The sequence below is a fragment of the Paenibacillus tianmuensis genome, assembly GCF_900100345.1.
Classification (GTDB): domain Bacteria; phylum Bacillota; class Bacilli; order Paenibacillales; family NBRC-103111; genus Paenibacillus_G; species Paenibacillus_G tianmuensis.
This window is the reverse complement of record NZ_FMTT01000012.1, coordinates 94311-113750: the sequence shown is the minus strand read 5'-3', so window position 1 is coordinate 113750 and position 19440 is coordinate 94311. Positions and strand designations below refer to the sequence as shown.

General features: G+C 41.9%; 19 protein-coding genes and 1 riboswitch. Of the genes, 13 read left to right on the top strand and 6 right to left on the bottom strand.

Features of this window, described 5'->3' with window-relative positions:
• Positions 1 to 29 precede the first annotated feature (29 nt).
• The 4 genes from corA to BLO51_RS10585 all read right to left on the bottom strand — a co-directional run bounded on the left by corA (position 30) and on the right by BLO51_RS10585 (position 4461).
• Positions 30 to 965, bottom strand: coding sequence for a magnesium/cobalt transporter CorA (corA, locus tag BLO51_RS10600; protein ID WP_090670852.1), 936 nt, complete (start codon positions 963 to 965; stop codon positions 30 to 32).
• A 586-nt stretch (positions 966 to 1551) separates the two neighbouring features.
• Positions 1552 to 2697, bottom strand: coding sequence for a site-specific integrase (locus tag BLO51_RS10595; protein ID WP_090670849.1), 1146 nt, complete (start codon positions 2695 to 2697; stop codon positions 1552 to 1554).
• 318 nt (positions 2698 to 3015) lie between these two features.
• Entirely contained in the window at positions 3016 to 3510 is a 495-nt protein-coding gene (locus BLO51_RS10590) for a hypothetical protein (RefSeq protein WP_090670846.1), read from the bottom strand.
• Positions 3511 to 3675: 165 nt separating this feature from the next.
• A complete protein-coding gene (locus BLO51_RS10585) occupies positions 3676 to 4461 on the bottom strand; it encodes a M23 family metallopeptidase (protein WP_167670169.1) in 786 nt (261 codons plus the stop codon).
• 307 nt (positions 4462 to 4768) lie between these two features.
• Between BLO51_RS10585 and BLO51_RS10580 the strand changes: the two genes are divergently transcribed.
• The 6 genes from BLO51_RS10580 (at position 4769) to BLO51_RS10565 (ending at position 8455) form a co-directional block, all read left to right on the top strand.
• Positions 4769 to 6037, top strand: coding sequence for a helix-turn-helix domain-containing protein (locus BLO51_RS10580; protein WP_090670840.1), 1269 nt, complete (start codon positions 4769 to 4771; stop codon positions 6035 to 6037).
• A gap of 34 nt (positions 6038 to 6071) precedes the next feature.
• A complete protein-coding gene (locus BLO51_RS30785) occupies positions 6072 to 6194 on the top strand; it encodes a hypothetical protein (RefSeq protein ID WP_281180342.1) in 123 nt (40 codons plus the stop codon).
• 185 nt (positions 6195 to 6379) lie between these two features.
• Positions 6380 to 6601 carry a Spo0E family sporulation regulatory protein-aspartic acid phosphatase gene (locus BLO51_RS10575; RefSeq protein WP_090670837.1) on the top strand — a complete coding sequence of 74 codons (222 nt, stop codon included), beginning with the start codon at positions 6380 to 6382 and terminating at the stop codon, positions 6599 to 6601.
• A 27-nt stretch (positions 6602 to 6628) separates the two neighbouring features.
• Entirely contained in the window at positions 6629 to 7084 is a 456-nt protein-coding gene (locus BLO51_RS10570) for an AbrB/MazE/SpoVT family DNA-binding domain-containing protein (RefSeq protein ID WP_090670834.1), read from the top strand.
• 253 nt (positions 7085 to 7337) lie between these two features.
• Positions 7338 to 7466: a putative holin-like toxin gene (locus BLO51_RS30250; RefSeq protein WP_342672346.1), complete on the top strand. Its 129-nt coding sequence runs from the start codon at positions 7338 to 7340 to the stop codon at positions 7464 to 7466.
• Positions 7467 to 8350: 884 nt separating this feature from the next.
• Positions 8351 to 8455 carry a dihydroorotate dehydrogenase gene (locus BLO51_RS10565; RefSeq protein ID WP_090670831.1) on the top strand — a complete coding sequence of 35 codons (105 nt, stop codon included), beginning with the start codon at positions 8351 to 8353 and terminating at the stop codon, positions 8453 to 8455.
• 303 nt (positions 8456 to 8758) lie between these two features.
• Here the strand turns inward: BLO51_RS10565 and BLO51_RS10560 are convergent, their stop codons facing one another.
• Both BLO51_RS10560 and BLO51_RS10555 read right to left on the bottom strand, forming a co-directional pair.
• Positions 8759 to 9403 (bottom strand): recombinase family protein, encoded by a 645-nt coding sequence (locus tag BLO51_RS10560; RefSeq protein WP_090670828.1) that lies wholly within the window; start codon positions 9401 to 9403, stop codon positions 8759 to 8761.
• Positions 9404 to 9620: 217 nt separating this feature from the next.
• Positions 9621 to 9821 (bottom strand): helix-turn-helix domain-containing protein, encoded by a 201-nt coding sequence (locus BLO51_RS10555; RefSeq protein ID WP_090670825.1) that lies wholly within the window; start codon positions 9819 to 9821, stop codon positions 9621 to 9623.
• Positions 9822 to 10790: 969 nt separating this feature from the next.
• Between BLO51_RS10555 and BLO51_RS10550 the strand changes: the two genes are divergently transcribed.
• The 7 genes from BLO51_RS10550 (at position 10791) to mqnC (ending at position 19411) form a co-directional block, all read left to right on the top strand.
• Positions 10791 to 12251 (top strand): TOTE conflict system archaeo-eukaryotic primase domain-containing protein, encoded by a 1461-nt coding sequence (locus tag BLO51_RS10550; RefSeq protein WP_090670821.1) that lies wholly within the window; start codon positions 10791 to 10793, stop codon positions 12249 to 12251.
• A 394-nt stretch (positions 12252 to 12645) separates the two neighbouring features.
• A complete protein-coding gene (locus BLO51_RS10545) occupies positions 12646 to 12858 on the top strand; it encodes a helix-turn-helix domain-containing protein (RefSeq protein WP_090670818.1) in 213 nt (70 codons plus the stop codon).
• A gap of 186 nt (positions 12859 to 13044) precedes the next feature.
• A riboswitch (SAM riboswitch) is annotated at positions 13045 to 13194 on the top strand.
• A gap of 122 nt (positions 13195 to 13316) precedes the next feature.
• The gene (gene metA, locus BLO51_RS10540; RefSeq protein WP_090670815.1) at positions 13317 to 14243 is read left to right on the top strand and encodes a homoserine O-acetyltransferase MetA; all 927 of its coding nucleotides are present in this window, start codon (positions 13317 to 13319) and stop codon (positions 14241 to 14243) included.
• On the top strand, positions 14240 to 15439 hold the full coding sequence (locus BLO51_RS10535) for an aminotransferase class I/II-fold pyridoxal phosphate-dependent enzyme (protein WP_090670812.1): 1200 nt from the start codon (positions 14240 to 14242) through the stop codon (positions 15437 to 15439). Before metA ends, BLO51_RS10535 begins: the two co-directional genes overlap by 4 nt.
• Positions 15432 to 16628: an aminotransferase class I/II-fold pyridoxal phosphate-dependent enzyme gene (locus BLO51_RS10530; RefSeq protein ID WP_174551230.1), complete on the top strand. Its 1197-nt coding sequence runs from the start codon at positions 15432 to 15434 to the stop codon at positions 16626 to 16628. The genes BLO51_RS10535 and BLO51_RS10530 overlap by 8 nt, the downstream gene beginning before the upstream one ends.
• Before the next feature lie 134 nt (positions 16629 to 16762).
• Entirely contained in the window at positions 16763 to 18136 is a 1374-nt protein-coding gene (locus BLO51_RS10525; RefSeq protein WP_090670809.1) for an EAL domain-containing protein, read from the top strand.
• Between the two features lie 135 nt (positions 18137 to 18271).
• Entirely contained in the window at positions 18272 to 19411 is a 1140-nt protein-coding gene (gene mqnC, locus BLO51_RS10520; RefSeq protein ID WP_090670807.1) for a cyclic dehypoxanthinyl futalosine synthase, read from the top strand.
• The last annotated feature ends 29 nt before the right edge of the window (positions 19412 to 19440 follow it).

The window sequence follows — 19440 nt, the reverse complement described above, 5'->3', positions numbered from 1 at the left end:
CCTTTTTGCATGTAAAAAAAGGACCGGCTTCACAGCCAATCCTTTTTGCGGAACAATACAAACATGGAGATACCGACAAACGTTAAAAAAAGGACCGCAGCGACTCCACCGTACTCCCACTTCAAGCCGGGAATGTCTTGAAAGTTCATACCATAAACGCCGGTGATGAACGTAAGCGGCATGAAGATGGTCGTCAGCGCCGTAAACACGCGCATAATTTCGTTCGCTCGGCTGGCGAGGGAAGATTGATAAGCCTCCCGTAAGTTCGCCATCAAGTCGCGGAACGTTTCGAACGTCTCGGATATTTTTACGGCGTTTTCGTAAATATCGCCAAAATATTTTTTGAGCGGCTCGCTGACCAGCTTCAATTCTTTTTTGTGCAGCGTCGCGATGACCTCTTTTTGCGGAACAAGCACTTTCTTGAGCCATAAAATTTCGCTTCGCAGTCCGATGATTTCATTCAAATGCGACTTCTTCGTATGCATGAGAATGTCTTCTTCTAACTTCTCGATCTTCGCTTCGATCCGGTCCCCGACGTTGGTATAATTATCGACAATCAGGTCGATCAAGTGATACATAAACTGGTCGGGAGCCGTAACTTCCTCTTCCCAGAGAATCGGCTTCAAGGCGCGAATTTCGTTGATTTTTTGCCGCGTGATTGTGATGATAAAGTGCTTTCCAAGAAATATATTGAGTGCGCGGAGAAAAATTTCCTCGTCGTCGAACCGGATGCTGTTGAACACGATAAAATAATGCGAATCGTACAGCTCAATCTTCGGTCGCTGCTCTTCTTCCGTCAAAACGTCCTCTAAGGCGAGCTCGTGAAGATGAAATAAAGGCTGTAAGATCTCCAAATCCTCCGGCTCGGCATCAATCCAATAAAAGCCGTGCTGAGGCGGATCGATGGTTTGCATGATGTCTTCCACTAGTGTAAAAATGCCGTCCTGAACCAAGCGTGCCTTCATAGGTTCCACCCTTCCGTATTGATCGAATGGAACGCTCGGCCGTCTGCCTCCCGCGAGAAAACAGACCCTTAAGCTTCAGTCAGGCGCTGTTCGTCATCTTTACGCACAAAGAAACATGCGCATTCTCGAACGAATGGCAAACGATCGGGTTCCAAACGATAGATTCAATTGTGTTTGAACGTAGAAGCGACTTCCTGGGTCTCCGTCCATTCGATTGCTGCACCCCTTTAAGCGTGAAATGTCGAATACTTGTATAGTATAACGCTCCAATTTTGAAAACACAATGAGTTTGCAGTTCATTCGCGCATGGGAATAACTTATGCAAAATCCGGCCGAGTGGTGCGGGTTCAGACGCTATCATTTTATGGAAAAGGTTCCGCTTGACGCTTGCTGTGATTTCGATTACATTAGTATTATCGAAAACAACTGAATAGATTCGGTTTCACACTCTTATCAAGAGCAGATAAGAGTATTTTTTGTTTAAATTTATCTGAAACCCTTGTTATATAAGGAGTTTTATTCATGATTAAGATAGTTTTTTCGGTTGTGGTCACGCAAATGGTCACAGATTATACAGTATAACCAATTACTGCAAAGGTTTATTCAGTAAATTACTTAATCTTTTTGCAGCTTCTTCTTGCATGTTAGGTAACAAATGTGAATATGTGTCCAAGGTAATCGTAACACTACTATGTCCTAATCGTTCAGAAACAATTTTTGGATGAACTCCAATTTTCAACATAAGAGATGCGGAAGTGTGTCTTAGATCATGGAAACGAATTGGAGTAACATTTAGTTCACGAATACTTTTTCTCATAAACTTTGTTAATGTATCAGCAAAAACGGGCTTACCAATATTCGTGCAAATTACAAGATCGTCGTTATCTTGATATAACTCGCCTGCATTTTCTTTTTCTTCTTCAATCATGTGATATTGTTTCTTTAATTGGGCGATAACTTCATCAGAAATGGATATTGAACGAACACTAGAATTAGTTTTTGCTCCTTCTGTTATTCCCTTGGCGTCATGTTCAAGTGTTTGTGTTACCCTAATTGTTTTGTTGTCAAAATCAATATTGCTCCATGGAAGTCCTAGAATCTCTCCCTGTCTCATGCCAGTATGAATAGCCAAATAAAATGCAAGAAAATGTCTGTATTTTTTTATATGTTCAAGAAATTTGTTAACTTCTTCAACATCCCAAACCTGTAGTTTTCTTTTAGATATTTGTGGACGATCTACATTTAAAGCAACATTTTCTTTAACATACTTCATCTTTTTTGCATAATTCAATGCGGTAACAACAATATTGAATATTCTTTGGATTGTTGAATCAGATAAATTTTTGCCTTTATCCGTTTTCTTTGTCCTTAGATACTTTATAAATTCTTCGATATCGTCAGAACTTAATTTTGCAAGTTGTTTTGATCCAATATTTGAGGGAGCAATATGATTAACTATATACGATTTATAGGAATCCACCGTTAATCTGGTCATATTCCCTTTTTTCGATTCAATCCATTTTTCCATCAACTGGACAAGGGTATTTTTAGATGGTTCCAAATAAGTGCCATCATTTACTTCTGTAAGTAATTTTGCTAATGCGATTTCTGCATCTTTTTTTGTAGCGAAGCCCCGCTTCTTTTTTTGTTTCCTTCCCCCATCCTTTCCAATATCTAGGACATAATAATATTTGCCTGTGTTCTTATCTTTCTTTATAGATCCTGATGCCAATTTATATTTACTCCTTTCACATGTGGATAAGGAATATTATAGCATTAAACTCTTATCTATTAAAGATTACAAATTATAAGATGATAGATTATCGGTTTTAATATTCTGAATAAAAACAATTATTCACAAAATATCCCCAATTGAGATATCAAACTTTGAAGCGGGAGAACAACTACTTAGATAGCCCAGTGAGGACAATCTGTGCTTCCTTAGAAAATAAAAAACTCATGGAGTCATTATTATCCATGAGTGAAACGAAGTATGGTATCACTGAATTAGATATACCACTCCGTTCATTTTGGCTCCAAACTCATCTAATCAGGATATTGGCCCCTCTTCTTTAGTTCCGTCTGGTCTTATCACGTATTGATGAACTTGATTATCCGATCCGTGTACATATGAAATTGAATACAAATGAACCTTTTTGTTTTTCCACGCTATGAATAAATCAGCGCCTACCTTTCTCTCCTTCAGACCATCTTTATCGACTACATAATCAGGAAAAGGGGATTTATAGTCATCTTGCTTAAAGAAACTGTATAGCCAAAAGCTGTCACCCCCGTTTTCTAGATCTCCGTTGTCCTCTACGTCGATGAATTTATCTCCAAGTAATGATCGAACCTCTTCTTGAGTCATGCCTAATTTTAGATTGCTTTTCATATAGTTTACCTGTTTTGAAATTTTTTCATCACTTGCGATAGCTTCTTGCTTCATTGGTTCTTTTACATCCTTAGGAGTTGGGACCGAAGTTTGACATGCCGAAGTTAACATGATAATGGCTCCAAGAAATAAATAATAAACTGATTTGAACATCGAAAATCTCCTTTCAATTCAAATAAAGTAAATAATTTCTTCAAAACTTAGACGATTGAATGTGAACATTTGTTTCAAATTACTTTAAATAGGATTATTATATGCACTGAAAAACAAAAAGGTCCAGAAAATGTTTAAATCCCATTTTTCTGGACCTAATAAATTTTATTTCTGAATCATCATGACTTCATTAATTTTTTCATTAGAAATGTTGAAGTCCTGCTTTAATTTTGTCATAGACCTTTCAGATTGAGGAGTGGAATTAAACCATTGATCAAACTTTTCTTGACCAATTGAATCGATAACTCTTTGATCAAAGAAGTGTTCTGCATCATCTTGAATTGTGTGGTCACAATTTGCGTGTTGATTAGTAGAGAAAGATGGACTCAGCGCTAATCTGGCTTTTACATCAGGCCAAAACATAAGTGGATTAAAGGTTTGGTAGTCGTTAGGAAAAGATTCCCCTATTGAATTAACGTCTAGATGTAAGTGATATCCTACACCGCCCGTGTTACCTGAAGTAGCAATTTCAGTCCCTTTATCTACTCTATCACCAGCTTTAACTTTCTGGCTATCTTTGACTAGATGAAGATATCTGGAAATTAATTTCTTTTTGTTCCAAGGATCAGCATCATCGTGCTCGATTATAATGGCTTCTATCCCGTCCCTAAAATGTCCACTAAAAAGTACTTTGCCTGAGGCAGTAGCATAAACGGGTTCTTTTGCGACTGAAATATCGATTCCCTTATGCCAACGCCCCCCTGTTGCTCCAAAAGGATCACTAAGATCCTTACTGGTTGTAGGCCATTGCCAATAAAAGTCTTCATACGGATTCACGTCAGACATGGCATCAACTTGAACAGCAGCTTTTGCAGGTGATACCAAGGCGACGGAGACGACGAGCGCAGCAGCGAGAACGGCATTTGAGGATACTTTCCAAAACTTTTTCATGGATATTCCTCCCGATTTTTTTTGAACAATTTGTCGCGACCTCATCGTTCAAACATAATTTATCACAATGGCATAAAATATGGGATAGGAATTAATATCTATTTTTATTTCTCTAATTTCTTCAAAACACACAAGTGATTGAAATAAATACCAATTAACAGTTAAGCCTTGTAGAAACTTATCGAATCGTTGTATCTCATGTAGGAATTGGTCGATAATCATAAAAATCAACTAATTGTAAAACGAAATGTACTTTGCTATAATTGACCAATGTAAAAACTTAAACAAAAAAGGAAGGTTATGTATTATGGTGGATATTAAGCATCGGAATAACACCATCGCAGATCTCATCTTCCAACTTAGAAAAGAGAGAAACTTGACATACGCGAATCTTGAGAAGCTTACTGGACTTAGAAGAGGAGTCCTTCATAAAATTGAAACTGGAGAGACGAAACATCCAGAATTTAAAACAGTGAAGGCAATTGCCCCGGTACTACTCGTTCCATATAAAAAAGTCATTGAATGTTACATTGAAGATGAAAACCGAGTCGATACTTTGTTAGAAATTCTAACTGAAGTTATTACCTGTGAGGAAACCGTTAGCCTTGCGCCAAAGGTAGCCTTACGTTTACTTGAATCTCCAAACAATGAGACGGAAGATTCTTTAGAACGATTGTTTAATTTTACACAAGAAATGAGTGGTGCTTCCCTGAACGTAGCACTATTTGATGTTATTATTCGATATTCCAGAGGACATGGTATTATGGTCTATTTGGCTAAAGGAATGTTACAGAAATATTTAATAGAACGACTTGATTTAAAACGGCTGGAACAAACGTATCAAGAAGGCCAAGAGATACTACATTACACGGATTTTTTGTCCAGAGAGGAAAAAATAACTCTTTATTTTAAAATGGGATTACATGCTCATAATACAAAGAATTATACGGACTGTATTAAACATTGCATTACAGGTATTAACTTAGAAGATAGAGAAACTGAGCTAAAAGCTAGAGCTTATCTGGCTATGATTAATTCACACTCTCAATTAAAGCAACATGATGCAGTAGAAAGATGTTTGGACGTGTTCGAACGGTTTGAGTATGCTTTTGTTTCCGAAGCAGCTAAAATTACACGTGCCATAACCAAAGCAAGAAAAAAAGAATATGATATTGCCATTCCGCTGCTGCGAAGCCATATGAATGAACTAAGCAATAACTATAAAATAAGCATTGCAACCGAGCTTATTGAAATCTATCTGCAAACTAAAGATATGAAATCGATTGCTGAATTGCTGGAAAAAGAACGAGAAATTTTGCCAGACAATCACGAAGATCCGCATACATACTATGGCGTTGGAGTGTATTACCGTCAAAAAGGATCTTATCAACTCGAAATTGGTTTAGTTCATGAGGGGATTCAAAGTTTTGTTCTTAGCATGGATGCTTTCGGGAAAATTAATGAGAATAAAGAGAGAGATGAGTGCATGCATCAAATTTTCACCTATTTTTCGAAATCAAATAAACATTTTGATTTACAGTATGTACGCATGTTGAAGAAGGTGTATAATATATAATGATGACAATTTAAACCAATGGGAGGTGAGTGATATGAAGAAGATCGTCTTAATGGCAGTTCTGTCTTTCATTCTTATTGGAACTGTTCCTAATTTTCCTCCACAGCCAAACCACGGTTCCGTTGTCCAAAATGTAGATGTTACACCTGGACATTAACAAATACTTGAAGTTAGCTTGAAATTCATAGTTTCATATAGTGCTTATAAAACGCCCGGACCTAGTGTTCGGGTTTTTTCTATTTTAACTTATTTTCTGTATCAACAATTTCCTAGAAACAAAAAATTGCCATACAGTGCAGTATACTCAAATCAGTAAATCAAATGGCAAAAGGAGAAATTTACATGGCGCAACAAGTGATTGGAGAGGAGGCTCCCAAGCAGTATAAAATTGATCCTCTAAATGACCAAGCATTACAGAATGTAATGAAAAACATCCTAAACCAAATGGAAGAGGCGGTACAGCAAGGTGAGAGTTTAACGAGTGAATATATGGTCCAATTGAGCCAACAATTAGACGCATACGTTTTAATTGCTCAGATTAGAAAAATGCGATGTGTAAACTAGAAATCGTTATTTTTTGAGGTGTGGTTAATGCAAGATGGTAGAAGAACTGGAATTGTTAGAGTGGTAGACGATTTCGGAAGAATTGTAATCCCCATGGAGGTTAGGCGTGTTTTGAATCTTGATCCTAATGTCAAGACAGAGTACTTCTGTGATGATGAGAGAAAGGCGATTATGGTTTATAAATATCCAGAAGAAGAATGTTTGTTTTGTTCAGGTAAGCAACAAATCATTTACTTCAAAAAGTTTTATGTTTGTTCACCATGTATTCAAAGCCTTCCGACGCTTCAGGTCTACATCGAAGGAATAGAACGTGAACGAGCTAATGAGACAAATAAGGAAAAAATCACTTCAAGAAGGAAAGAAACATTGGATCGTTTGCGTCAAGCAATTAAGGAAAATCCTAGTGCATCACAAAAGGAACTAGCCAAAATCTTAGGATTTTCAGAAGCATGGGTTAGTAAGTTGTTTAGAAATCAACTATAGTCATAAATACGTTAATGGAAATTTTTCACATGTTAATACTTTTGAAATTGTAAGGGGGGCGAATATTCATCCTCCTTTTTTTGAATTTGAATATGGAAATCATCTTATTTCAAGTCCGTGTCACTGTTGGATGACACGTTTTGAATATCGTATAAAACACATATTTCATGGGTATCTGATTTTGAATCTCAAAATCTATTCATTCATTCTATCTTATGGTATAATAATCCACATATAAATATGGCTTGGACAAATGGTAAAACTCCCCCATTCCTTAATGAAGGGAGGGTCGCCAATGGAAACCTTTCAAGTGTTAACTCTGATGCTTGCATTTGGTATGTTCATAATAGCCTTATTGAACTATCTCAAAAAAAGTAAATAGACTGCCCCTCACCAAGGAAACAGTCTATTACCCTGTCGAAATTGTCCAGCCAACCGTTAAAACGGTCATCGAGTCGTGCTACTAACACGGCTCTCTTTTTATTGTACACACCTATGCTGAAACTGATACTTCACTTAAGTTAAGTTAAGTTAAGTTAACTTAACTCTTTTACTTTATTTTACTCCTGTTTTATGGTATTGACAATACCTATTGAATACTTTTCTGAACACTAAACTGAATACTTTTCTAAACACTAAACTGAATACTTTTCTAAACACTATTCTAAACACTATTCGAAGGAATATTCGAAAAGAATAGCAAAGTAATTATAGTTTTACACTGTAACATTTTACCGAATTAAAGTGACGCCTCTCTCGCTTCATGTTATTACTACGATTGCGATAACGAAAAAAATCTGACCATTTTTAGATTATTGGTAAAATAAGGTAATTGATAGAAGATAGTATTTACCTAGCTTTTCCGCTTCATCGACATAACAAACCTTGCAGAATAAAGCTAAATATCTATCGTTTCCGCTATCGTGGAACCCTTATAAATTAAGGGTTTTTCATATTGAAATATGATCAAATGTTCATATAATAAGATTGTTTCACTAGATGAAACCAATAAGAATGAAGGTTAAAACGATAGTGTGTATCGATTAGGGTTTTCTTAAAGGTTGGACGCTGTGTCCAACTATGTATCCCGCTTCAGTTTAAATTGTGGTCGATCAAATCGACAACGAAATATGGGCTTATATAATTGCAGGTCATTTGTTACCTGTCATCCGTCCAAACAAGCTTTCCGCTCTCGAATAAACTAAAATCATGGGTACTGGGGAGGAATAAAGATGGTACTCAATACTATTTAAAGGAGTGAAGAACATGGGCGATGCTGGTTTTGGTGGTGCTGGTTTTACTTCCACAGGTGTTATTCTAGTGCTTTTCATCCTGCTCGTTATCGTTGCTTGCAGTATCTGCTTTATTTAACAAGAAAATTTTGGAACTATGGAACAAATTAGAGGGGCCACCGTCAGGCGGCTCTGTTTTTCTATGTCCACCAAAAATTGAATGCAACCGTTCAGATGGATAGCGATATTGATAGTCCAAGATTGGACTGTGAAACTTAGGGAGCGTCAAATTTAACGCACCTTTTAAATGTCGGAAAATCCAAGGATAAAATCCTGAGAACGGAAATTTCCGTTTTCTTAAATGGTGCTTGAAATTTAAAATTGAATTATGAAAAAACAGTCGGCCCAATTTTATGGACTGACTGCCGTCGTTACAATTGCATTAAGAAGCATCGTATTCCTTGATAATTTTATAAAATGTGTTTCTTTTTAAATTTAGTTTGTTCATTAAATCAGTTGCTGTTATTGAACCACTTTTGAGTTGAGGATATAAACTGTCTAACATATTGCGTTGATCAAGCGTCAAAGTTGTTAAATTCATTTTTGGTCGTCCTAAGTGTTTGCCATTTGTTTTAGCAACCTCTATTCCTTCCGATTGACGCTGCTTTGTTTTAAGCCTTTCCTGTGTAGCCACATAAGCAAGTAAGCTTAGGAATTGATCCTCCATTAACTTTCCCATATCGCCCATTGTTTTAAATTTGCGGCTATCAAACAATGATTCATTTTCAAGTACAACAATGTCCGCGTTTAATTCCCTCGTTATGTACTTCCATTCGCTGATAACACCATCATAATTTCTTCCTAAACGGTCAAGGGCATCGATATAAATCAAATCCCCTTCACGAATGTTATTTCTCATTAATTGATATTGTGGACGATCAAAGTCTTTACCGCTTTGTTTGTCAATGTAGATATGTCGGTCTTCAATTCCTATTTGCTTCATTTTTATTAATTGTCGTTCGGTGTTCTGGTCTTTAGTTGAAACACGAATATAGCCAAACACATATGTCTTAGAGGTTGCATTCATATCAAACACTCCTTTTACATATTTTATGTTTAAATTATACCATTCTTGTTTATAAAGGTCAATGTATACTATACAAACATTATAGTGTTTATAAAACCTTTCTTTTTACCTTTATAAACAATTCATAAGCCGTAAAAATCATATTTACAAAGGTGTACCTTTACAAACACTGATGATAGAAAAAAAGCCAACATGAAATTATGCTGGCAAGTAGGTGCTATTCTTCAATTTTGAATAGTTGTTCAACGTTTAGTCCTAGCGCTCTGGCGATTGCAAAAAGATGTGAATCATCATGACTCTTATTTTTATCGAAACGTGATATTGATCCTTGAGGAACACCGGATAAAGCTGATAATTCCATTTGCGTCATTTTTTTTTCTTTAAGTATTTCGTTTAAACATGGGATTACTTTTATCATCTTATTAGTTCCTTACTAAAATAGGATTATATTTATTATACGATAAACGATAACGAAAATAAATAATTGAAATACGTTATACGATATCGTATAATTTAATCATAAGGTTAAGCAAACAAATACATAAACGAAAGGTTGATACATTGAATATGCAATTTAAAGGTAAGAAGATTGAAATAGTATTCGTTGGTGACTTGGATCTTGATGACGAGATAGAAGTAATATCAAGTCAATTGATTGAATAGGAATAGCATTATATTCGGTGAAAGTTGGTGATATCAATTGATTAAGGTTAAATTCACTTGCCAATGCTGCGATAAAACAATCTATGTTCAATTGGATATATTCGAACAAGTTTATAAGGATCAAAGCAAGTGTTTATCTTGCAGGTAAATAGAAGCGGTTGAGAGGGTGTCATCGTAATAAGATGATACTCTTTTTTTATGCACACAAAGAAGCCCACTAATGAATAGTGTTTTTTTGTGTATAAATCCAAATATGACCATCCGGGGGTGGTTTACATTTTTTCACTTGAGGATTGATTCAAAAAAGGGGGGTAGCTGATCGGAAAACACGGAAAAGTTAAAAAAAGCTATATAGAAAGAGGGATTTTTGAATTTTTATCTTTAAAATTATACTTTACATTTATAAATTATATTGTTATAATAAAATTTTTTAAAAAAAATGATTGACTTCGTTTGATAGATTTTGATATATTAATAAAACAGAAAGGAGGAAACACAAATAAGACCAAAAAATGGCCTCGAAGTTTAAAAATATTTAAAGTCGCTCGATCAAAATGAAGCTAATAAAATGAATTTTTCGGTTAGCAACATGATATCACTGCATTTAAACTCTGTCAACAAAAAAATTCGAACCAAAATTTAAAAAAGGAGAAATAAATGAATCGAAAATCAACTACATACTTTACAAAATCGCAAAAGCTTGCTGGACAATTAATTATTCTTGATGGAAAAAAACAATAACAATCTTATAAATAAATTCATTGACTTCTACTTGATCCAGCGTGGACATTACTTGATTCAGAGAGAATACGGACATCGGGAATACACTCAAGGAAAAATAAGCAAGAATACGGAGAAAAAATATCCTCCTTTGTTAGATGGTATGCTGAATGATCATTTTCAAGGAAAATGTACCGTTGGGACATTTAGTGGTGAAATTAATACTAAATTCATCACGTTTGACATTGATTATTCCGGCGACTTGGAAATGTCGAAACAAGTAACGAATCGAATCAGCGAAAAATTGAGTAAATTGCACATACCCGAACATTATGTAAGCTTTAGCGGAAAAAAGGGTTATCACATAGATATTTTTTTCGACGATTTAATCCAAGTAAAACAGGCGAAAAAGTTTCATAAATACATATGCGGAATTTTAAATTTAAACATAAAAAATGTAGAATTTAGGCCAACAAATAAACAAGGAATAAAATTGCCGCTTGGGATTCATCAAGAAACAGGGAACTATTGTGGCTTTTGCTATCCTGAAAGTTTGCGGGTTATGAGCAAGGAAGAAAGCGAAAATTATTTTTTAAGGATAAAGAAAATTCAATCCGAGAGTGTTTTAGATGTAATAGGCTCTACAACTATTGATGAAGATTACATACCCAAAAAGAAAGATATTCTCAAGACAGAGGATGCAATAAGTAATCATATCCCATTAAAAGATTATGAACCATCAAAAGGTTACAGCATTGACAAGGCACAAGATTTACTTTTGAACGGTTTAAAATTTCAAGGGAGTCGTCACAGTTCAGTATTTCAAATAGCTTTGTATCTAAAATATTGCGGAATGGACGCAGAGCAAGCTAAAACCGAATTGTATACTTGGATGGAATGGCAAGATAAAAATACATACACGACTAATTTGCCTGACTGCCTCAAGGACATTGACCAAGTTGTAAAAGATGTTTTTTCGAATGACAAATACCATTTGTCTGGTCACAAGAAAAATTTATCAGTTTCATCGGATGAAATAAAATGGATTATAGAGCAGTGCCCAGAGAAGAATCAAAAAATAATTACATACGCATTATTAATTCACTCGAAACGGTATGCAACCATAAACGGAATCTTTTTCTTTCCCATTAGAAAAATCATGGAAGCAACGGGGCTAGCTTCTGACACAGTTCAAAAACAACTAAAAAAATTAGAAGGATTAAAAGTGCTAGAGGTTGTTGAACGAAACAGGAAGCCAAAGGTGAAAGGCTTATCTAGAAAGTTGCCGAACCTGTACCGTATGCCGAAAATTGAATCTGAGGTTAAGGACGAGGAAGTATATACAACCGAAAAGATGAACGATATTGATCTTTGCTTGAAGTTTTATTTTTCAAGTAAGGAATTAAAGGGGATGTTAAAGAAGAGACAATATAAAAGTATTGTGGAAAGATTGGCTGCTGGATAGTGGTTCGCAAATCACCAAAGAATTCCCAGTGACCCCTGTAAAAAAACAAAATAAATCTATTAGTACCAGTTTCGTACATAATGTTTTATTGTTTATAGGAATAGTCGGTTATAATGCGAAGTTGCTTTGATGTACTTAGAAGGCAATGCAATCCTTTAAGTTACTGGACAGCCATACAAGCTTGTTCAAGACATGAGGAGAACGAGGAATACTTTTCCTACAAGATCGGCTAATGATGACTATAACGAGCTTGTACGGCTTGTAGCATGTGAAAATAAAGGGGTTTCATATTTGAAGCTGGATGGTTAGGCAGAAATGAGAAGAAAGTAAAATATACATAAATGATCAGAAATAAATAAAATATACAAAATTATAATGGAGGAACTATTAATTAATGAGTGAAATTATCAGTTTATTAGAAAACTATCCTGCAATGCTTGATGTTAATGATGTTCGAAATATTCTTAGAGTTGGCAGAGATTCCGCATATAGAGAGCTAAATTCAGGAAAGTTTCCTGTTGTTCGAATTGGTAAGCAAATTAGGGTTGCAAAACCAGTGTTTGCAAAATACCTTGAACAATGCAATAATAACGAAAAAGGAGCATAAAATTTAGTAATTTAAGCTTCTGTAAACTTGAAATAAGGCGGTCACAGTGGTCACGGATTGGTCACGAACGCTTTAGGACAAGGCAGTTTTACAAAGAATTAATCAGAAAAGTGATTCGTCGTCACCCAAATGGCCCTTGACTATTTAGGATTTTCTAGTACCATAAAGGACACAACCGAATAAACTTTCTTATCAAGAGCAGGTGGAGGGACTAGCCCGATGATACCCGGCAACCGACAGACCTTTGCGTAAACAACACGTGATGTTTTTCAGCATGGCAAAGGAATGCACGGTGCTAATTCTTGCGGAAGCCAGGCGGCTTCTGACAGATGAGAGAGGACGATGTAACTATACAAAGGCCTTTCTCATGCGATAGAGAAAAGGCCTTTTCTTATGTCTTTTTTTAGTCGCAGGAGTGCGGGGAACGACGAATCCAATGACCTGAAGGAGTGAGCCTGATGCCCATCAAAGTACCAGATTATCTGCCGGCCAAGGAAGTGCTTGTCAACGAGAATATTTTCGTCATGGACGAGAGCGTAGCGTTTCGTCAAGATATTCGCCCGTTGCGAATCGTAATCTTAAACCTGATGCCGACGAAAGAAACGACGGAGACCCAATTGCTGCGGCTGATCGGCAACACTCCGCTACAGGTTGAATTCATTCTACTGCACCCGAAAACGCACACATCCAAGAACACGTCGCTGGAGCACCTGGAGCAGTTCTACAAAACATTCGACGATATCAAGCACGAACGCTTCGACGGCATGATTATTACAGGCGCGCCGGTCGAGCAGTTTGAATTCGAAGAGGTAAATTATTGGGAAGAACTGACGCAGATTATGGAGTGGAGCATAACCCACGTCACGTCGACGCTGCATATTTGCTGGGCGGCTCAGGCCGGTCTCTACTACCATTTCGGCGTGCCGAAGTACCCGCTTGACGAAAAAATATTCGGCGTATTCCCGCACACGATCACCACGCCGAACGTGAAGCTGCTGCGTGGGTTCGACGAGCTGTTTCTCGTCCCCCAGTCCCGACATACCGACGTTCGCCGGCAGGATGTCGCCCGGGTCGGGCAGCTTGACATTTTGTCGGAATCGGAGGAAGCCGGCGTCTACATCGCCGCAACGAAGGACGGAAAGCAAATTTTTATTACCGGCCATTCGGAATATGACGCGTGTACGCTCAAATACGAGTACGACCGCGACGTGGACAAAGGGATGGAGATCGCGATTCCGAAAAATTACTACCCGAACGACGATCCGACCCGGCCGCCGCTCAACACTTGGCGGGCTCATGCGAACCTGCTGTTCTCCAACTGGCTCAACTATTATGTGTACCAAGAGACGCCGTACGATTTGTATAAGGGGGATTATATGATATGAGCAACTGTTCCAAGCCAGAGTTGAAAATCGAGAGCCGTCTCGCGCAGATCGGCTCTCAGGAGGAACCGGTGACGGGGGCGGTCAGCTTCCCGGTATATCAAGCGACGGCGTTCCGTCATCCGAAGCTCGGGCAGAGCACGGGATTCGATTACGCGCGCACGAAAAGCCCGACGCGCAAAGTATTGGAGGATGCGATTGCCGAGCTGGAGTCCGGGGACGCGGGATTTGCCTGCAGCTCCGGCATGGCGGCGCTCCAGACGATCTTTGCGCTGTTCAGCCAAGGCGACCATTTGCTTGTCTCCCTCGACTTGTACGGCGGGACGTACCGGATGCTGGAGCGCATCATGTCCCGTTTCGGCGTCACGGCAACGTATGTGGACACGAACGATATCGATGCATTGGAAGCGAATCTGCAGCCGGGCACGAAAGCGGTTCTGGTCGAAACGCCGACCAATCCGCTCATGATGATCACGGACTTGGGGCTGGTGTGCGGCTGGGCGAAGAAAAAAGGCATTCTATCCATCGTCGACAACACGCTGCTTACCCCGTTCTTCCAGCGTCCGATCGAGCTTGGGGCCGATATTGTGATCCACAGCGCGTCCAAGTACCTCGGTGGGCATAACGATGTGCTTGCCGGACTGATCGTAACGAAAGGCAAGGAGCTTTCCGAGGAGATGGCGTTTTTGCATAATTCGATCGGCGCGGTTTTAGGCCCGCAGGACAGCTGGCTGCTCATGCGCGGCATGAAAACATTGGCGATCCGCATGGAGCGCCACGAGTCCAACGCCACCCGCATCGCGACGTTCCTGCAATCCCATCCGCAAGTGGAAGCGGTCTATTATCCGGCGCTCGAAAGCCACCCGGGCCATGACATCCAGAAGAAGCAGTCGTCCGGCAATACGGGTATTTTTTCTTTTAAAATGAAGGATGCGCGCTATATCGAACCGATCCTGCGCCACGTGAAGCTGATTGCGTTCGCGGAAAGCTTGGGCGGCGTCGAGTCGCTAATGACGTATCCGGCGGTTCAAACCCATGCCGATATCCCGGAAGACATCCGCAGAAGAGTCGGCGTGGACGATAAACTGCTGCGTTATTCCGTCGGTATCGAGCACGCGGACGACCTGATTGCGGATTTGTCAAGCGCTATTGATTTGGCTCAACAGGAGATTGAAGGAGGGGAACCGGTTCATGGCTGATAAGACAACGCAAGGGACTCATCTGAACGATCATCATAAAGACCGCGCTTTCGCCACGAAGCTGATTCATTTCGGAAGCGAAATCGACCGGACGACCGGCGCTTCCAGCGTTCCGATCTATCAGGCTTCGACGTTCCATCAGTTTTCGCTCGACGAGCCACAGGAGTACGATTACTCCCGTTCCGGCAACCCGACCCGGCAGGCGCTGGAGGATTACATTGCGCTGCTTGAAGGGGGCAAGCGAGGCTTCGCGTTTGCTTCGGGAATGGCGGCCATCTCCGGCGCGTTCATGCTGCTGTCGGCAGGGGATCATGTCATTTGCACGGAGGATGTGTACGGGGGCACGTACCGGCTGCTGACGTCCATCCTGCCCCGGATGAACATCGAGACGACATTCGTCGACATGACCGATCTGGACCGGGTGAAAGCGGCGCTTAAGCCGAACACGAAAGCGGTATACCTCGAAACGCCGTCGAACCCGACGCTGAAGATTACCGATATTGCCGAAGTCGCAGGCTGGGCGAAAGAACATGGCCTGCTGACCCTGCTGGACAATACGTTCATGACACCTTACCATCAGCGTCCGATCGAATACGGCATCGATATCGTGCTGCACAGCGCAACGAAATTCCTTGGCGGCCACAGCGATGTAACCGCAGGGCTGGCCGTTGCTGCGAACGAAAGTCTGGGCCGCCAGCTGAAGCAGATTCAGAACGGGCTCGGTACCATTCTCGGCATACAGGAATCGTGGCTCCTCATGCGCGGGATGAAGACCTTGAAGGCCCGGATGGAAGCGCACGAGCAAAGCGCCCGGCAGCTGGCGGCCTGGCTAGCGGCCCATCCGGCGATCGAAACCGTCTATTATCCCGGACTGCCGAATCATCCTGGACGGGACATTCACGAGAAGCAATCGCTCGGCTATGGCGCCGTCGTCTCGTTCGACACAGGTTCCGGGGAACGGACCAAGCGTCTGCTGTCCAAGGTGCGCATTCCGCTCGTCGCCGTCAGCTTGGGGGCGGTCGAGAGCATTCTTTCCTACCCGGCGATGATGTCACATGCGGCGATGCCGCGCGAGGTCCGGCTGGAGCGCGGAATTACCGACGGGCTCGTCCGGTATTCCGTCGGTCTGGAGGATATCGCCGATATTATCGATGACCTGGAGCAAGCGTTAGCGTATACGGACCGATAAACGAAGAAGAAAAGCCGATGATTCAGGGGATCATCGGCTTTTTTGTGAAAAAAAGGAATACCTCCCTATTCACTATAACGAACTCGTGATATGATAGTAGAGACAAGCTGTTGCTGCCGGTGAGGGGGGAATTTATGACGTTTTCATTTGCTTCAAGTGAGTGGAAAGAACGAATCCGGATGCTACTACGGCTGCCTTATCCGAGCAGAGCGCTCCGCTTTTTTCCCCCGGAGTTTACGTTTCGCGATCCGGTGCTCTCGCTGGTCAAACGGTACCGGAGCCAAGGAAAATCGTGCGGGCTTATTTTGCTGTACTTGGAAGATTTTCATCATATGTTTTCCACTTATTCCGAACCAAGGCTTTGCGCCTTGCAGGGTCGTATCCGGCAGACGATCCTGGAGCTGCTGCCCACCTGCTTCGGGGACAAAGATGTCATCGGAGTGCGGCAATTTGCGCTCGACGATTACGGCATCTTCGTTAAAGAACAAGCCGTTTGCGGGTTCGACGAGCTGCAGCGCAAGGCGCAGGAGCTGCAAAAAGAGGTTTCACGCAGAATGCGATTAAGCGCGGACGCCGCCGCACAGGCTTCCGTATCGCTGCAAAGCGGATGCTATATCATCGGTCCGGACCTCGAGAACACGTCCGCCGGCATTCAAACGGCCTATCACTATGCCCGCTGCATCGCCACGCGGAAGCTGCCGTCGCATTTTTGCCCGACCCGGGAGCATCTGCTGGACATTTTGAAGCAGGAAAGCATTTTCGTTCTCGCTCAACCGATTCTCAATTTGGCCAGCGGCGAATTGTACGGTTGGGAAATTTTGACCCGCGGTCCGCAAAACTCGCCGTTCCATACGCCTGCCGAGCTGTTCGATATGGCTTACCAGGCCGATCTTTTATCGAGATTCGAATTTCTGGTCATCAAGAAGGCGTTCATGGAAATTTCGTCACGGGCGATTCAAGAGCAGGTGTTTATTAACGTAACGCCGGTTTCGCTCGGGCATCCGCTGTTTCTGCATCAACTGCTGGAAACATTGAAGCAATATCCGGCCATTTCGGCCTCGCAGGTCGTTCTGGAAATTACGGAACGTCACGCGATTCGAGATTTTCAATACATAGGGGCCGTCATGAAGGCTTGCCGCGCCCATGGATTTCGCTTTGCCGTGGACGATGCGGGGGCCGGCTATTCGAGCCTGCAGTCGATCTCCGAGCTGGTGCCCGACATGATCAAAATCGACAGATCGGTCATTGCCGAGATCGACCGGATGTCCGTCAAGCAATCGCTGCTGAAGGCGCTGCTGCACTTCGCCGACAACATGAACTGCAAGGTGATCGCCGAAGGCGTGGAACGACCGGAAGAGCTCAGCATGCTTTCGGAGATGCGGGTGCATATGGTGCAAGGCTTTTATTTTGCCCGTCCGCAGCCGCTCGTGACCGACCAGGAACGGGTACAGCAGCTCCAATTGGTCAAAGAAAAAATCTTAGGGCACCGGCATACGCATCCCGCTTGATGGCTTTGTCCGGACGCTCACAAATTGGTCACAACCACGGCCGCCGCTTTCCACTGCACGGAAAATGGCGGTCTTTTAGTATGGCAGGAGCGGAGTATTTTATGGTAGGATGAAAGCATAAAGGAGATGAAAGCGATGAGTTCCATCGACCGGATATTGGATCGTGCGCTGGCCGGAAACCGGATCAGTCTGGAAGACTGTGTGGCGCTCTACGAATCGGACGAAATCGAAAAAATGGGCCATGTGGCCAACCAAATTATGCTGCGGCATCATCCGGAGCCGGTGACGACCTTCGTGATCGGCCGGAATGTCAATTATACGAACATTTGCGATGTGTACTGCCGTTTTTGCGCCTTTTACCGCGCACCGGGCTCGGCTGAGGGCTATGTGCTGCCGGACGAAGTTATTTTTCAAAAGATACAGGAAACGATCGACGTTGACGGAACGGAAATTTTGATGCAGGGGGGCACGAACCCGAACCTGCCTTTCAGCTATTACACCGATCTGTTGAAGGAAATCAAGAAGCGGTTCCCGAACATTACGATGCACTCGTTCTCCCCGGCCGAGATTATGAAAATGAAAGAAGTATCGAACGGCCTTTCTCTGGAGGAGGTCATCCGCGCCATTCACGAAGCCGGACTGGATTCGCTGCCCGGAGGCGGCGCGGAAATTCTCGACGACCGCACCCGCCGCAAAATCAGCCGTATGAAAGGCTCGTGGCGCGACTGGATGGATGTCATGCAAACCGCTCATAAGATCGGTATGCATACGACCGGGACGATGGTGATCGGCTTCGGCGAAACGATGGAGGAACGCGCACTGCATTTGCTCCGCATCCGCGACGCGCAGGACGAATGCATCGCGAACGGCTACAATACGCCGGGCTTCCTGGCCTTCATCTCTTGGACGTTCCAACCGGACAACACGAATCTGAAGGCGGAGAAGCTGGGGCCGCAAGACTATCTCAAAAACGTCGCGATCAGCCGCATTATGCTCGACAACATTCCGAACTTCCAGTCGTCCTGGGTGACGATGGGACCGGAAGTCGGCAAGCTGTCGCTGCACTATGGCTGCAACGATTTTGGCTCGACGATGATTGAAGAAAACGTCGTGTCCGCGGCAGGGACGACGCACAAGGTGAACATCGGTTCGACGCTGCAGCTCATTCGGGAAGCGGGCAAAATTCCCGCGCAGCGCAATACGCGCTATGAGATTTTGCGCCGCTTCGACGATGAAACGGTTCAGGTGCATAAAGATTTCATTATGCAAAATTAGTACGAAAAAAGACGCTTGCTCTTCGACCT